This is a genomic window from Aquirufa lenticrescens, from assembly GCF_019916085.1.
Lineage (GTDB): Bacteria > Bacteroidota > Bacteroidia > Cytophagales > Spirosomataceae > Aquirufa > Aquirufa lenticrescens.
Genome location: NZ_CP049834.1, coordinates 2,349,401 through 2,365,364, shown reverse-complemented (window position 1 = coordinate 2,365,364; position 15,964 = coordinate 2,349,401). Strand labels below are relative to the sequence as shown.

Annotated in this window: 17 protein-coding genes; 6 read left to right on the top strand and 11 right to left on the bottom strand. The window is 37.6% G+C overall.

The genetic code is table 11. The annotated features are described in order from the left end of the window. Window positions 1–4 precede the first annotated feature (4 nt). The 8 genes from groL to G9X62_RS10565 all read right to left on the bottom strand — a co-directional run bounded on the left by groL (window position 5) and on the right by G9X62_RS10565 (window position 6,811). Window positions 5–1,636: a chaperonin GroEL gene (gene groL / locus G9X62_RS10600; protein WP_223130677.1), complete on the bottom strand. Its 1,632-nt coding sequence runs from the start codon at window positions 1,634–1,636 to the stop codon at window positions 5–7. A gap of 29 nt (window positions 1,637–1,665) precedes the next feature. Next, window positions 1,666–1,944, bottom strand: a complete 279-nt coding sequence (locus G9X62_RS10595; protein WP_223130676.1) for a co-chaperone GroES — start codon at window positions 1,942–1,944, stop codon at window positions 1,666–1,668. Window positions 1,945–2,076: 132 nt separating this feature from the next. Beyond that, window positions 2,077–2,394 (bottom strand): preprotein translocase subunit SecG, encoded by a 318-nt coding sequence (gene secG / locus G9X62_RS10590; RefSeq protein ID WP_223130675.1) that lies wholly within the window; start codon window positions 2,392–2,394, stop codon window positions 2,077–2,079. A 2-nt stretch (window positions 2,395–2,396) separates the two neighbouring features. Further along, window positions 2,397–2,924: a hypothetical protein gene (locus G9X62_RS10585; protein ID WP_223130674.1), complete on the bottom strand. Its 528-nt coding sequence runs from the start codon at window positions 2,922–2,924 to the stop codon at window positions 2,397–2,399. Between the two features lies 1 nt (window position 2,925). Further along, the gene (locus G9X62_RS10580) at window positions 2,926–3,432 is read right to left on the bottom strand and encodes an LptE family protein (RefSeq protein WP_223130673.1); all 507 of its coding nucleotides are present in this window, start codon (window positions 3,430–3,432) and stop codon (window positions 2,926–2,928) included. Continuing rightward, window positions 3,410–4,696 (bottom strand): sigma-54 interaction domain-containing protein, encoded by a 1,287-nt coding sequence (locus G9X62_RS10575; protein ID WP_223130672.1) that lies wholly within the window; start codon window positions 4,694–4,696, stop codon window positions 3,410–3,412. The genes G9X62_RS10580 and G9X62_RS10575 overlap by 23 nt, the downstream gene beginning before the upstream one ends. Continuing rightward, entirely contained in the window at window positions 4,690–6,105 is a 1,416-nt protein-coding gene (miaB, locus tag G9X62_RS10570) for a tRNA (N6-isopentenyl adenosine(37)-C2)-methylthiotransferase MiaB (RefSeq protein ID WP_223130671.1), read from the bottom strand. The genes G9X62_RS10575 and miaB overlap by 7 nt, the downstream gene beginning before the upstream one ends. Window positions 6,106–6,157: 52 nt before the next feature. Further along, window positions 6,158–6,811 carry an ABC transporter ATP-binding protein gene (locus G9X62_RS10565; RefSeq protein WP_223130670.1) on the bottom strand — a complete coding sequence of 218 codons (654 nt, stop codon included), beginning with the start codon at window positions 6,809–6,811 and terminating at the stop codon, window positions 6,158–6,160. Window positions 6,812–6,906: 95 nt separating this feature from the next. Here G9X62_RS10565 and sucC point away from each other — a divergent pair, with 95 nt between their 5' ends. From sucC to G9X62_RS10540, 5 genes are read left to right on the top strand one after another with little or no spacing between them, the layout of a single operon-like run. Next, window positions 6,907–8,097, top strand: coding sequence for an ADP-forming succinate--CoA ligase subunit beta (gene sucC, locus G9X62_RS10560; RefSeq protein WP_223130669.1), 1,191 nt, complete (start codon window positions 6,907–6,909; stop codon window positions 8,095–8,097). A gap of 3 nt (window positions 8,098–8,100) precedes the next feature. Next, on the top strand, window positions 8,101–8,712 hold the full coding sequence (locus tag G9X62_RS10555) for a fumarylacetoacetate hydrolase family protein (RefSeq protein WP_223130668.1): 612 nt from the start codon (window positions 8,101–8,103) through the stop codon (window positions 8,710–8,712). Between the two features lies 1 nt (window position 8,713). After that, window positions 8,714–9,154, top strand: a complete 441-nt coding sequence (gene bcp, locus G9X62_RS10550; RefSeq protein WP_223130667.1) for a thioredoxin-dependent thiol peroxidase — start codon at window positions 8,714–8,716, stop codon at window positions 9,152–9,154. Window positions 9,155–9,163: 9 nt separating this feature from the next. Further along, window positions 9,164–10,021 carry a transketolase gene (locus tag G9X62_RS10545; RefSeq protein ID WP_223130666.1) on the top strand — a complete coding sequence of 286 codons (858 nt, stop codon included), beginning with the start codon at window positions 9,164–9,166 and terminating at the stop codon, window positions 10,019–10,021. A 10-nt stretch (window positions 10,022–10,031) separates the two neighbouring features. Beyond that, window positions 10,032–10,985, top strand: coding sequence for a transketolase family protein (locus G9X62_RS10540; protein WP_223130665.1), 954 nt, complete (start codon window positions 10,032–10,034; stop codon window positions 10,983–10,985). A 3-nt stretch (window positions 10,986–10,988) separates the two neighbouring features. Here the strand turns inward: G9X62_RS10540 and tamL are convergent, their stop codons facing one another. Then, complete coding sequence (tamL, locus tag G9X62_RS10535) at window positions 10,989–13,256, bottom strand: translocation and assembly module lipoprotein TamL (protein ID WP_223130664.1); 2,268 nt, start codon at window positions 13,254–13,256, stop codon at window positions 10,989–10,991. Here tamL and G9X62_RS10530 point away from each other — a divergent pair. Further along, complete coding sequence (locus G9X62_RS10530; RefSeq protein ID WP_223130663.1) at window positions 13,245–14,009, top strand: TrmH family RNA methyltransferase; 765 nt, start codon at window positions 13,245–13,247, stop codon at window positions 14,007–14,009. The two genes, tamL and G9X62_RS10530, sit on opposite strands and share 12 nt — an antisense overlap. Here G9X62_RS10530 and G9X62_RS10525 read toward each other — a convergent pair. Continuing rightward, the gene (locus G9X62_RS10525; protein ID WP_223130662.1) at window positions 13,986–14,729 is read right to left on the bottom strand and encodes a queuosine precursor transporter; all 744 of its coding nucleotides are present in this window, start codon (window positions 14,727–14,729) and stop codon (window positions 13,986–13,988) included. The genes G9X62_RS10530 and G9X62_RS10525 overlap by 24 nt on opposite strands. Then, the gene (locus G9X62_RS10520; RefSeq protein ID WP_223130661.1) at window positions 14,726–15,937 is read right to left on the bottom strand and encodes a pyridoxal phosphate-dependent aminotransferase; all 1,212 of its coding nucleotides are present in this window, start codon (window positions 15,935–15,937) and stop codon (window positions 14,726–14,728) included. Before G9X62_RS10520 ends, G9X62_RS10525 begins: the two co-directional genes overlap by 4 nt. Window positions 15,938–15,964: the final 27 nt, after the last annotated feature.

The following is a 15,964-nucleotide window of genomic DNA, read 5'->3' as shown; positions in this document are numbered from 1 at the left end:
AAAATTACATCATTCCACCCATTCCACCGCCACCTGGGCCATGTCCATGAGCTGGTTCGTTAGCCGGTTTATCAGCAATCACACATTCCGTTGTTAACAACAAGCCTGCGATAGACGCTGCATTTTCCAATGCTAAACGAGTCACTTTAGTAGGGTCAATGATACCCGCTGCGATCATATTTTCATATTTATCTTCGCGTGCATTGTAACCGAAATCATCTTTCCCTGCTTTCACTGCATTGATAACTACAGAACCCTCACCACCTGCATTCGATACAATCGTTCTTAATGGAGATTCAACCGCTTGACGGATGATGTTGATACCAGTTAATTGGTCTTCGTTATCGCCTTTTAATTTATCTAATGATTGGATCGCACGAATAAGTGCCACACCACCACCAGCTACGATACCTTCTTCCACAGCGGCACGCGTAGCGTGTAAAGCATCATCAACGCGGTCTTTCTTCTCTTTCATCTCTACTTCTGTAGCAGCACCGATGTAAAGAATAGCCACACCACCAGATAATTTAGCTAAACGCTCTTGTAATTTCTCACGATCATAATCAGATGTCGTATTCTCAATTTGAGCTTTGATCTGATTCACGCGATTTTCAATATTGTCTTTCGATCCAGCTCCATTTACAATAGTCGTATTGTCTTTGTCAATGATTACTTTCTCAGCTTGACCTAAATATTCGATGGTAGCATTTTCTAGTTTGAAACCTCTTTCTTCTGCGATAACGGTACCACCAGTTAAGATGGCGATATCTTCTAACATTGCTTTACGACGATCACCGAAACCTGGAGCTTTAACAGCAGCCACTTTCAATGCTCCGCGCATTTTGTTAACAACTAGGGTAGCTAAAGCCTCACCATCTACATCTTCAGAGATGATTAATAGGGGACGACCAGTTTGTGCTACTGCCTCTAAAACAGGAAGTAATTCTTTCATTGAAGAAACTTTCTTCTCAGAAATCAAAATGAATGGTTTTTCTAATTCCACTTCCATTTTGTCTGTGTTCGTAACAAAATAAGCAGATAAATAACCACGGTCAAACTGCATACCTTCTACCGTCTTCACTTCGGTTTCAGTACCACGAGCTTCTTCTACGGTAATTACACCTTCACGACCTACTTTCTCCATTGCTGAAGAAATCATCGTTCCAATTTCAGAATCGTTGTTTGCTGAGATGGTTGCTACTTGAGCGATTTCTTTAGAAGTAGTGATCGCGCGAGATTGTTTTTTCAAATCAGCAACGATAGCATCTACTGCTTTTTCGATACCGCGTTTCAAATCCATTGGATTTGCACCAGCAGCTACGTTTTTAGAACCAATTGTGTAGATGGACTGAGCTAATACAGTGGCAGTTGTTGTACCATCACCCGCTTGATCAGCCGTTTTAGAAGCAACTTCCTTCACTAATTGAGCACCCATGTTTTCCACAGCGTCCTCTAATTCAATTTCCTTTGCTACAGATACACCATCTTTAGTAATAGAAGGAGATCCAAATTTCTTATCAATGATAACGTTACGACCTTTAGGTCCCAAAGTTACTTTAACTGCATTTGCAAGGGTATCAACCCCTCTCTTCATCTTTTCGCGAGCTTCGCTATCGAAAAATAGTTCCTTTGCCATATGATTTTGTAATTAATGTTGTGTTAAAATTATAAAACTGCAAAAATGTCAGACTCACGCATGATTAGGTAATCTTTACCGTCAATAGTGATTTCTGTACCTGAGTATTTTCCGTACAAAACAGAATCACCTACTTTAACAGTAATAGGCTCGTCTTTCTTTCCATTTCCCACCGCTACGATTGTTCCTTTTTGTGGTTTCTCTTTCGCTGTGTCAGGAATAATAATACCAAATGCTGTTTTTTCTTCAGCTTGAGCTGGTTCTACAACAACCCGATCCGCTAAGGGCTTAATACTTAAATTTGACATGTGTTATAAATTTAATTTTTAAATTAGAGATTATACATCCATGCGAACATGGTACAAAGGCTTATACAATAATAATGCCAAAACTCATTGCTGAAATTTTGGCAGTATTAGTAAGTTATAAGTAGGTAAATTCTATTGCTTAGGCACTACAGGAGCTGGAGCAACAGGTACCGTTTTAGTAGCTGCTTTTTCTACGTTTACTGAAGTACTTGTTTCTTTAGTATCTGACAAGGTGAAATTAGTTACTAATACTAATACCAAAATGGCAATAGAAAAACCCCAAGTTAATTGTTCTACTAAATCTCCTGTCTTTTGAACACCAAACATTTGTGTGGCACCTGAAGATGAAAACTCTCCACTAATACCACCGCCTTTAGGATTTTGTACTAAAATAAGCACTACTAAAAGCGCGGAGAAGATAATAATCAAAGAAATTAATAAAGTAAACATATTTATTCTGTTAGTAAATTTTGTAATTCTAAAATTCGAGTTGCAAAGTAAAGCCTTTTTTCAGGTTTAATCAAACTTAACTTCTCATATAATTCAATCGCTTGTAAATATTTACCCTGCTTAGTTAATAGAATAGCAACCGTCTCTGAAACAGGAAGGCTGAATTCAACAGCTGACAAATCTTCTTGTGGAGCATCATCTAGCTCTGATCTCTTCGGTTTTGCAAGAGTAGGTTGATTCAAAATAAATTGATCAATTAACGAATCTTGTAAAGCTTTGATCTCTTCAGCAGGAATTGGTTCCGTAATTTCAACTTGTTCATCTGAAATATCAAAGATAGAGTGAAAATACTGTTTACGTTGAGAGGATTGAAGCGCTATTTTCTGTTGCTTCAAAATAGAAAAACGTTCATTCCAATGTAATAAGTAGAAATAGGGGTAAAGCAATTTGTCCTGATTTAGCTCAGATTGATCTGTACGTTCAATTTTGTTCAATAAGAACCAAAGCTTTTGTGCTTTTGAAGTTTCCATATTACCAGTCTCCAGCTATTTTGTTAAACAAATCTAAAATAATTTGATCGACTAATTTAGGAATTAAGGCCTTTTCTACTTGGGTCAACGTTTGACTCTGCGGAAAATCCTGATAAAAGGAGAATTCTTGTTCGAAGTTTTTGTCCTCATCCAATCGATTTGTTAACCGAAATTGAACTCGTAAGGTTATGCGGTTTAATCCGGCCTTGTCATCCCCAGTAGGTGCTTGTGGGGTTAATTCGTATCCTGTAATACTTCCTTCAATTAATAAATCAGGATTTTTATTATTAATTTTTAACGAAGTATTGCGTTGAAAATATTCTTTTAGTTTCTCATTAATCTCCAAACTAAGATTCGCTGGGCCACCGGCTGTTTCCATACGAATATTGCTTACTTGAATAGTCTTCAAATTAGGATCTAAACTTGCCCCTTTGAAGCTATAACAAGAAGATAATCCAATAAAGGACGCAATAATAACACAAAGATTAATCCAGTTCTTCCAAATCATATTGCTTGATTTTACGATATAAAGTACGCTCAGAGATACCTAAATCTTTTGCTGCATACTTACGTTTATTCTTGTTTTTCTTTAACGCACGAATGATGATTTCCTTCTCTTGTTTTTCCAAAGATAAGGTAACATCATTAGCAGGCAAGATGATCTCTTCATAATTGGAATCAATGGGCTCCTCAGTAAACTTGGTCTCTTCTTGTTCGTGAATAGGTAAGGATAATCCGGCAGGAGGGTTACTCACTTCCACTTGATTTCTAACATCTTCAAATATGGCCATATTATCGTGCAGAATCTCGTAGGCTTTGGACTGATCAGATTCCACTACTTTCAATAAGATCTTTTTCAATTCTGTCACATCTCGCTTTAAATCGAACAAGATTTTATACAAAATTTCCCGTTCATTCATTCCCTCGGGTCCGGAAAATGCATCAGATTTCACAACCGAATTACCTAATTTGGGTTCGTTGAAGTCCAAATAATACTGTAGTTGCAACTCATCAATAATTCGATCACCTAGTTCCAGGACTGAAATTTGTTCTGCGAGGTTTTTTAATTGACGGATATTACCTGGAAAACGCTGTTTTTGAAGTAAATCTTTCGCTTCCTTCGTTAACATAATAGGCTTCACCCGGTGTGACTCTGAAAAATCAGTAGTGAATTTTCTAAACAGTAATTCAATATCATCACCTCGTTCCCGTAAGGGTGGAACGTAAATAGGCACGGTACTTAAACGATAGTATAAATCTTCTCTAAATTTCCCTTTTTCAATCGCCTGCTGCAAGTTAAGATTTGTGGCAGCAACGACGCGTGCATTGGTTTTTTGCACTTTGGAAGAACCTACACGGTAAAATTCCCCATTCTCTAAAACACGCAATAAGCGAGCTTGAGTTCCCAAGGGCATTTCGGCAATTTCATCTAAAAAGATGGTTCCACCATCCGTCACTTCAAAATATCCTTTACGGGCTTCGATAGCACCTGTAAATGACCCTTTCTCGTGTCCGAACAATTCAGAATCAATCGTTCCTTCAGGAATCGCACCACAGTTTACGGCAATAAAAGCTCCGTGCTTTCGCTTAGAAAGCGAGTGAATAATTTTGGAAAAGGATTCTTTACCCGATCCACTTTCTCCCGTAATTAATACGGTCATATCTGTCGCAGCTACTTGCTCTGCTACAGAAATGGCACGCAATAGTGCAGGAGCGTTTCCAATGATTCCAAAGCGGGCTTTTATACTCGCAAGATGACTATTATCTAACATAATTCACCTAATAAAGTTCCTGATGTACAATGAGTTATATTAACAAATACATAATCTCCTTTAACTTCGCTTCCTTTAGGGAATACGACTACTTTATTCGAATCTATTTTGCCAAAATGGTGTAGTTTCGATTTCTTTGAATCACCCTCTACTAATACTTGTACCTTTCTTCCTACCCACATTTCATTGCGTTTGGCAGAATGGATACGCTGCAAATCAATGATTTCCTGCAAACGACGCATTTTAACATCCTCGGGAACATCGTCTATCAATTTCTTTTCAGCCGGTGTGCCTGGACGCTCAGAATAAGCAAACATATAACCAAAATCATATTCTACTTCAGCTAACAAAGACAACGTATCCTGATGATCTTCCTCGGTTTCTGTACAGAATCCAGCAATCATATCTTGGGAAATCCCACATTCTTCACCTAAGATGTTTCTTATAGACTTAATTCGATCTAAATACCATTCTCGAGTATATGAGCGCTTCATTAATTCCAAAATGCGATTACTTCCACTCTGAGCGGGCAGGTGAATGTTTTTACAGATATTATCGTGCTTCTTCATCGTATACAATACTTCGTCAGTGATATCTTTTGGATGAGAAGTGGAAAAACGAACACGCAATAAAGGATTAACTAAAGCAACCGCTTCAAGTAATTGGGCAAAATTAACTAATTGCCCCTCTTCAGATGTCCATTTATAGGAGTCTACGTTTTGTCCTAATAAAGTTACTTCGCGGTATCCTTGCTGGAATAAATTCTCGCATTCTGCGATAATTGATGGTAAATCACGTGATCTTTCACGACCTCTGGTGTAGGGAACAACGCAGAAAGTACACATGTTATCACAACCACGCATAATACTGACCATGGCTGTTACTCCATTAGAGTTAAGGCGAACAGGTTCAATGTTACCATAAGTCTCCTCACGAGAAAGAAAAACGTTAATGGCTTTTTGGCCATCTGATACTTCATCTAATAAGGCAGGTAGATCACGGTAGGCATCAGGCCCAGCCACTAGATCTACGATCTTTTCCTCATCGATCAACTTAGTTTTCAAGCGCTCAGCCATACAACCCAAAATACCTACAGTTAAAGCAGGATTCTTCGCTTTCAAATGAGTGAATACTTGCAAGCGATGGCGAATCTTATGTTCCGCATTCTCGCGAATCGCGCAGGTGTTCAATAAGATTGTATGTGCTTCTTTGACGTTTGACGTTGTAACGTAACCGTTTTCTTGTAGGATGGAAGTGACGACTTCTGAATCTGCAAAATTCATTTGACAGCCATAACTTTCGATATAGACCTTTTTTCCAAAAGAATTCTCTGCCACCTGATCCTCCGAAATTCTCGGAACATCCAAACCCTCTTTCTCTTCCTTTGTCAGTACTTTTAAATCTTGCATTTTACAATCAATGAAATTTAGATTGCAAATTTATGACATTTTGGCAGTAATTCTATTCGATTCTACCGGAATTTAGATAAATAACTTGATCTGAATGCGAGGTCAATTTCTCGTTATGGGTTACCATGATGATTCGTTGTTGCCAAACCGCTTTTAGCTCAACAAACAACTCATACAGGTTTTCCGCATTTTTATTATCCAAGTTCCCGGTAGGTTCGTCTGCTAAAAGAAGGGTAGGGCGATTAATCAAAGCTCTTGCAACGGCCACACGTTGTTGTTCTCCACCGGAGATCTGTGAGGGTAATTTTTGAAGGATGGGCTGTATTCCTAAGGTCTGGACGATTTTATCAAACAGCTCCAAATCGGATTCATTTAACTTATTTCCCTTGATAAATAGGGGGAACTTGATGTTTTCTTCACAAGTAAATTCTCCTAACAAATTATGAAACTGAAAAACGAAACCTAGCTTTTGATTCCGGAATGTTGCCTGATCCTTATCTGAAAGCGCAGCATAATCAATTCCGTCTAAGTAAATCTGGCCTGAATCTGCTTTCATTAATAGGCCAATGATCTGAAGTAACGTGCTTTTACCAGATCCAGATGGACCTAAAATACTAACCATTTCAGACTCTTTAACTTGTAAAGAGATAGTGTCTAGAATTAATTGTGTTCCATAACTTTTGGAAATATTTTTTAATTCTAACATTTTTTTGTCTTTTTTTTAGAAAATACTAATGAATGAGCGGTTATTTAATATTTACGCAAATAAATAGTAATTTCACGAAATTAAAATTTTACTAAATGAATATTCACGAATATCAAGCGAAAGAAATCTTAAAAGGTTACGGAGTGCGCATTCAAGAAGGAATTGTGATTGACTCTGTTGACAACGCTATTTCAGCGGCTGAGCAATTAAAGGCTCAGACGGGTACAGGATGGTTTGTTGTTAAAGCTCAAATTCATGCGGGTGGCCGTGGAAAAGGGGGCGGTGTTAAACTAGCTAAAAACTTAGATGAAGTAAAAGAGCGCGTTTCTCAAATTTTGGGAATGCAATTGATTACGCATCAAACTGGTCCTGAAGGAAAGAAAGTAAACAAGGTATTAATTTCTGAGGATGTATATTATCCAGGAGATTCAGAGCCAAAAGAATACTATTTATCAATCTTATTAGACCGTGCGAAGGCTTGCAATGTAATCATGGCAAGTACAGAAGGTGGTATGGATATCGAAGAAGTGGCTGAGCATAGCCCTGAAAAGATTATCAAAGAATGGATTGATCCACGTGTAGGTCTTCAAGACTTTCAAGCACGTAAAGTAGCTTTTGCTTTAGGTTTAAGCGGGGCAGCTTTGAAAGAGATGGTTAAATTCATCCAATCTTTATACCGCGCTTATGTAGAGACTGATTCATCCATGTTTGAAATCAACCCCGTGTTGAAGACATCTGATGATAAAATCTTAGCAGTAGATGCTAAAGTGAACTTAGATGATAACGCTTTATTCCGTCACAAAGACTTAGCGGTTTTACGTGATATCGAAGAAGAAGATCCATTAGAAGTAGAAGCATCTGAAAATGATTTGAATTACGTTAAATTAGATGGTAACGTAGGTTGCATGGTAAACGGAGCTGGTTTAGCGATGGCTACTATGGATATTATTAAATTATCTGGTGGAGATCCCGCTAACTTCCTTGATGTAGGGGGTGGAGCAAACGCAAAAACGGTGGAAGCTGGTTTCCGCATTATCCTACAAGACCCTAATGTTAAAGCAATCTTGATTAATATCTTCGGTGGTATCGTTCGTTGTGATCGTGTTGCAAATGGGGTAGTAGAAGCCTACAAAAACATTGGTGAGATCAATATCCCAATTATTGTTCGTCTTCAAGGGACCAATGCAGAAGAAGGTGCTGCCATTATTAATAACTCGGGCTTGAAAGTATTCTCAGCTGTTTTATTAAAAGATGCTGCTCGTTTAGTATCAGAAGTATTGAAATAAGCCATGAAAATTATTTGCATCGGTCGAAATTACGTAGATCATATTACAGAATTATCGAATGAAAGACCTACGGAACCGGTGGTCTTCTTAAAGCCGGATACGGCTTTATTAGATGCAAATAGTCACTTTTACTATCCTAAATTCTCCTCTGACGTTCATTACGAACTAGAGTTAGTATTTAGGATAGGCAAAGTGGGCAAAAATATAGAAGCAAAATTTGCTCACAAGTACATTGATTCTTACGGATTAGGTATTGACTTTACTGCCAGAGATGTACAGAGCAAATTAAAAGAAAAAGGACTTCCTTGGGAAAAGGCTAAAGCATTTAATGGTTCAGCCTTTGTGAGTACTATGCAACCTTTTGATCCGGCTATTTTAGCCAATCCCATTCATTTCACTTTACACAAAAACGGAACATTGGTTCAAGACGGAAATTCTGAATTGATGATTTGGAATGTCGCTGAGTTGATTGAAGAAGTCTCCAAGTATTTTACGCTAAAGACAGGTGATTATATTTTTACCGGTACGCCTGCGGGTGTGGGTCCTCTAGCCATTGGAGATGTATTAACTGGGGCTTTAGAAGGTGCTCCCTTATTTGAATTAGCTATATCATAATATGAAACTACAAATAGGTAATGCAGCTCCTACCATTTCAATGGTGGACTCTGACGGAAATAATTTTGCTATCCCGAGTGGAAAGAAAATAGTCTTGTATTTTTATCCAAAAGATAATACACCTGGTTGCACCGCTCAGGCCTGCAATTTAAATGAAAATTTAGAAGCACTTCAAGACAAAGGTTTTCAGGTAGTAGGAGTGAGTATTGATAGCAATGCTTCTCACACAAAGTTTAAAGCAAAATACCATTTAGCTTTCCCTCTTTTATCTGATCCTGAGCATCAATTAGCGGAAGCTTTTGGCGTTTGGGTAGAGAAATCGATGTACGGCAAGCAATATATGGGAGTAGCTAGAACTACTTTTATTATAGACGAAAAAGGAATTATTACAGATATTATCGAAAAAGTGGATACAAAGAACCACAGTTCTCAAATTCACTAATCACATACCATGCAAACACAAGAAATACAAAAAATCAGCTCTCAAGTACGTAGAGACATTTTAAGAATGGTTCACGGTTGCCAATCCGGTCACCCAGGTGGATCATTAGGTTGTACAGATCTTTTAGTGGATCTGTATTTTAGCACCATGAATCTGAAAACAGATGCTGCAGGAAAAGTCGTGTTTGATATGGATGGTACTAATGAGGATTTATTCTTCTTATCGAATGGCCACATTTCTCCATTAATCTACAGCGTGTTAGCTCGTCGTGGTTATTTCCCTACGGCTGAATTAGCTTCGTTTAGAAAAATAGATACGCGTCTTCAAGGACACCCTACGCCACACGAGTACCTAGAAGGTATTCGTATTGCGTCAGGTTCTTTAGGACAAGGTCTTAGCGTGGCCATCGGAGCTGCTCAAGCTAAGAAATTGAATGGTGACAAATCAACTGTCTTCTGTTTGATGGGTGATGGTGAACAAAATGAAGGCCAAGTATGGGAAGCTGCGATGTATGCTCCTCATCACAAGGTGGACAATTTGATTGCTTTCATTGATGAAAATGGCCAGCAAATCGATGGTCCTACAGAGAAGGTAATGAGTAACCGTGATTTAGAAGCGAAATACAAAGCATTCGGTTGGAATGTGATGCGTATGGACGGAAATAATGCAGAGGATATTCAAAATACATTGAATAAGGCCAAAGCTGAATTAGGAAAAGGATCTCCTATCATGATTATCATGAAGACGGAAATGGGCGCTGGTGTAGATTTTATGATGTATTCTCATAAATGGCATGGTGTAGCACCAAACGACCAACAATTACAAGACGCGTTAGCGCAATTAGAAGAAACTTTAGGCGATTATTAATAATAGAGAAATGGCATTATTTACCTACGAAACAAAAAAGGATACACGCTCGGGTTTTGGAGCTGGTATGGAGTATTTAAGTCAGCATAACCCTAAAGTGGTCGCATTATGCGCTGATTTGATTGGTTCATTGAAATTAGAAGGATTTATCAAAAATAGCCCTGAACGGTTTTTCCAAACAGGTATCGCAGAAGCGAACATGATTGGTATCTCAGCAGGTTTAACATTAGGCGGTTTCATTCCTTTCGCAACGACCTTTGCAAACTTTGGAACGGGTCGTGTTTACGACCAAATCCGTCAATCAGTAGCTTATTCTGGAAAGAACGTAAAGATCTGTTGTTCACACGCAGGTTTAACACTAGGAGAGGATGGAGCAACGCACCAGATTTTGGAAGATATTGGCTTAATGAAGATGTTACCAGGTATGGTAGTAATCAATCCTTGTGATTACAACCAAACAAAGGCTGCAACAATTGCCATTGCAGATTATGAAGGTCCGGTATATTTACGTTTTGGTCGTCCGGTCGTTCCAGTATTTACACCTGAAGATCAGAAATTTGAAATCGGTAAAGCCTTACATTTAGTAGAAGGAACTGATGTAACGATTTTAGCAACTGGACACTTAGTATGGGAAGCCATTCAAGCGGCTGAAGCATTATTAGAAAAAGGTATTAAAGCTGAGGTGATCAATATCCACACGATTAAACCATTAGATGTTCAAGCCATCTTAGCTTCTGTTAAGAAGACAGGTTGCATGGTTACGGCTGAAGAACACCAGTACAATGGTGGATTAGGTGATTCTGTTGCTCAATATTTGGCTATGAATCATCCTACACCAATGGAGTTCGTAGGGGTAAATGATTCTTTCGGCGAATCAGGAAAGCCTGCCGAATTAATGGAGAAATATGGATTAAATGCGGAAGCTATCGTAGCAAAAGCAATGAAAGTAATGGCACGTAAATAGTCCTTAAAAAGGATAGCCAATACCAATGTTAAACTCAATTGGGTTTTGTCCTCCTTCGAAAGAAGTTTGTGGCAGAACCCATTTTTGATTTACTGGGTTAGCCGGATTAATAACTTTCGTAGCTAAGTCAAGTCGCAATAAAAAGAAATCGAAATCCCAACGAAGCCCAAAACCTGTACCTACCGCAATCTGATTATAGAAATCACTCAAATGAAATTGAGTACTAGGATCCGTATTCCCCTGTGTCATATTCCAGACATTACCTGCATCAATGAAGAAAGCTCCATTCATTTGACCAAATAAGGGGAATAATTTAAATCGATATTCTAATGAGGATTCTAGTAAAATGCTTCCCGGCTGTTCTACTAAATTAGAGGAGGAAACATAAGAACCTGGTCCTAAACGTCTTGGCTTCCAAGCTCTTAAACTGGATGGGCCACCAATAAAGAAGTTCTTTTCATAAGGTAATTGATAATCGTTTTCATCGCCATAAGCATACGCGATTCCACCTACGAGTTTAAAAGCAATTTGTGATTTCTGATTACGACCTAACATCTTATATTTCCGGTAATCTAAATTCAAACGTAAGAAACGGTAAAATTGAATATCCTGTCCACTATTTAAGAGGTCTGTCACAAAACTAAATTTGTGATTAGGCAAAAGGTTCAATGTAGTACCACCCGATTCTAGACCTATTTGGAATATTTTTCCATTTTTCAGTTCGTTACTCGGAAGTAAATCTCGGTATACGTATTGGAATGAGATGCTACTTACAAAACTGGGATTAAAGCTTCGGTAGAGATTATTTCCTTTAATTTTAAGTTCCTCTAAATAGGTCTTAAAGGCATCAGAAGTGGCCGTTTCCGGATAAATCGTATTTAATAAGTTGAGATTGACCAAGGAGAACGTAAAGAAGCTGTACTCACTATTTTGCCAGGTATAACGTTGGAACAGGTTTACATTTGTTCTTTGGTACTCTGGACGATTAATAAAATCAAATCCCACTCCCACAGATGTTTTTGCCCCATAATAGGAACCTAATTTACCTACCATCGCCTTAGGTAAATAGAGTGAAGGGAAGTTGATGGAAGCGGAGACGTTTAATTCTAAATTATTCCTCGTATCGTTCGTATTAATAAAACCAGATTGGGCCTCATAACCAATACGTGTAGAAAAATCAAAGTAATCTAAGCTCGAGAATAAGCGTCTTATTTTAAAAGAATTCGTTAAAAATGGGCCTGGAATCCCCCTAAATACACTTCCTCCTAATTCAGAACTAAAATTATATTTCTCGTTTTGGAACAATTCAATTTTAGGAAATAGCCTTGTTCTAGTCGTATCAAATCGAATAGAAACCGTCTTAAATTGATCAGTAAGGTAAATATTCTTTAAACTTTGATTAAATAAATCGACAGAATACAAATCATCCTCCTTTAGATTAATCAATTTAGTCAAACCCTTTATTGGAGGATGAATTGCCGGATTACCATAGGGATCAGAAATGCTAAATTCAGGCAATCCAATCCGATACAGGCGATCATAATTAGCAATTGCAAAATGATTCTTAAATTCTGGTATTTTATAGTAAAGTGAAATGCGTTGAAGCGTGGAATCCTTTACATCATTTAACCGTATACCCACTGCATCTGGCGAAAAATAGTAATAACCTTCATTACGTAGATGATGACTTAATTGCTCCTTTTCTTTCTTTAGCAAGGATAATTGTAATCGTCCCATCGGTCTAATAACACTATTTTCTTTCAAATAAGAGCTCACATGTTCCGCTAAAATAGGATTGTCTACCGATATAGAATCTTGTTTGGTAAAATAACTGGCCTCTCCCTCATCAATGGCAAAAGTGACATTGACCAATTGCCCAATTGTATCTATATTAGATTGAATATGGGCCTTCAAAAAGCCATTCTCCCTATAATATCGTTGAATTTGTGTCGTATTGGTAGCTAACCAAACAGGATTATACGTGGGATTAGGCGACTTAAGGAATTGAATGAAACTAGGTTTAATTCCAAGAGAATCTTTTCTTTTCCTTTTAATGCCCAGATAAGTGTATAATTTTGCAGGGAGTAATCTGCGATATGAATTCTTTACGCCAATGACATTTGCACGTAATTCTGCTTTAGGTATCTGGCGATTACCTGTTACGTTTATTTGATTAATAACTGGATTAGGGATCTCAAAGGATTGGTATTGACCACAGGAAATGAGCCCAATACTGATAATAATAAAACCGATAATTGATTGATTTTTCAAGAGATGCTAACTAATAAACAAATAAAGTTAATTAATTCCCTACATTCTAAAAAAGGAAGAAAAGAGAATGATTTATTTTTAGTGGAAGGGGAGAAGTCTCTGTTGGAATTAATCAAATCTGACTTTGTTGTTGATTTTTTTGTCATTTGTGAGAGTCAGCAAGCATTAGCCCATAAAATCAGTCAAGTATCAAAAGCGCCTATCTATCTTTTAGAGGAAGAAAATGTCCAAAAGTTAAGTACCCTTGTCAACAATCAAATAGGGCTTGCTGTCGTACAACAAAAGAAATTCCCTTCATTTAAAATTCAAGATCGTTACACCATCGTCCTTGATGGCATTCGCGATCCAGGTAATTTGGGAACGATTATTCGTATTTGCGATTGGTATGGATTTAAACAATTGGTTCTATCAGACGATTGTACGGAGTTTTATAATCCAAAAGTAATCATCTCAACCATGGGTTCGTTCTCCCGTATCGAATTTACCTATGTCGATTTACCATCATTCTTTAAAGCACACAGCGAATATAAAAAGATCGGAGCTGTCCTACATGGTGAAAATATACATCACTACCAGTTTCCTAATAAAGGTTTTATCATTTTAGGGAATGAATCAAACGGTATTCGAGAAGAAATTATGGAAAGTTTGGATGAGCGAATCACTATTCCAGCCTTTGGAGAAGCTGAATCCTTGAATGTAGGAATATCAACTGCAGTCATTGCAGATAATCTAAAGCGCTTTATCCTTAGCTAAATACTTCTCTATTGCCCAGTGGGCTAGATATAAAACAGGCGTAAATAGGATGGCCACGAAGAATTTATAGAAGTAATTATTGAAAGAGACATTCATCCATTGTGTAAAAGTCCAATTGCCAAATGCATAGAAGGCAATCCCAATTACCAATACACTATCAATTAACTGCGATATCAGCGTAGATCCCGTAGCTCTTAACCAGATATGTTTCGACCCTGTTCGTGATTTAATCTTTTCAAAAACTAAGGCATCAATGATTTGGCTAACTAAAAACGCTGATAATGAACCTAGTATTATCCCCAATCCTTGACGAAATATTCTGGCAAAAGCAGCATTTATATTAAAATTTTCAGAACCCTTATTTACCTCTACCCAAAAATCAGCTGGGACAAGCAAAGTAGCCGTATAAATGATAAGAAATGAAAAAGCGATGAATAGGGAAGTAGTAAAGGAAATAAATCGAACTCCCTTTTTACCAAAATAATCATTAATGATATCAGATGTGATAAAAACTAGAGGCCAGTTTAAAGCACCAGCTGTTTGATTTAAGTCCCAAAAATCTCCCCAAGGCGTATACCAATGTAGCGGCGGAAACCCTAACGTACGTTCAATACTAACAATTTTAACACCAATAATCTCCGCAACAATCGCATTCGTTAAGAATACTCCAAACAGGAATATAAACAGCTTTTGCTTACGGGAGAATTCGTTAAATATCATTTGCGGTAATTTTCAAAGTGAAGTGCAATTTTATCTAAGGCAACACCTAATTGCTCCACATGTGGAAGAAATACTATTCTAAAATGATCCTTCTCTTTGAAATTAAATCCTTGTCCTCCCACCACTAATATCTTTTGTTCCTCTAAAAGAGACATCACAAAATGATTATCATCTTCAAAATTGAACTTAGATAGATCTATCTTTGGAAACAAATATAGGGCTCCTTTAGGCTTTACGGCACTAACACCATCAATGGCATTAATTCGTTCATAGGCTAAGTTCATTTGTCGATTTAAACGACCTTCTTTAGCAACTAGGTCATTTATCGATTGATATCCCCCTAATGCTGTTTGAATTCCATATTGAGTAATCACATTCGCACATAAACGGGTACTAAATAAGAAATTTAATCCTTCTATATACGATTTTGCCTTGTGTTTTGCCCCTGTTAAGATCATCCACCCACCTCTAAAACCTGCCGCACGGTAATTTTTAGACAAACCACCCATCGTGATAATCAAAATATCATCCGATAAACCTGCAGCGGTATGATGTGAAGTCCCATCATACAGAATCTTATCATAGATTTCATCTGCGAATAATACTAATTGATGTTTAGCTGCTAAAGCCACTACTTGTTTAACTGTTTCTTTAGAATAGACAGCTCCGGTAGGGTTATTGGGATTAATTAAAACGATAGCTCTCGTCTTGGATGTAATTTTAGCTTCCATATCCGCAAGATCTGGAGCCCAATCTTGAGTCTCATCACAAGTATAATGCACAGCTATACCGCCAGCTAGACCTGCCACAGTAGTCCAAAGTGGATAATCAGGAGAGGGAATCAATACTTCGTCATCTGTATTTAACAAAGCAGTCATCACCAAAGAAATCAACTCACTTACCCCATTACCAATATAAATATCTTCCATTAAGATATTCTTTACACCTAAGTTCTGGTAATACTGCATAACTGCTTTACGTGCAGCAAATAAACCACGGGAATCAACATATCCCTGCGCATTTCGTATATTTACGATAATATCATGGACAATCTCATCAGGCGTTTCAAAGCCAAAGGCGGCTGGATTACCAATATTTAATGAAGTAATCTTGTAACCCTGATTTTGAAGAGCTAACGCTTTATCATAAACCGGTCCACGAATTTCATATTTTAGGTGATCGAGACGCTTACTTTTTAATATATCCATGCTATTTTTGATAGAATTGTAAAAATA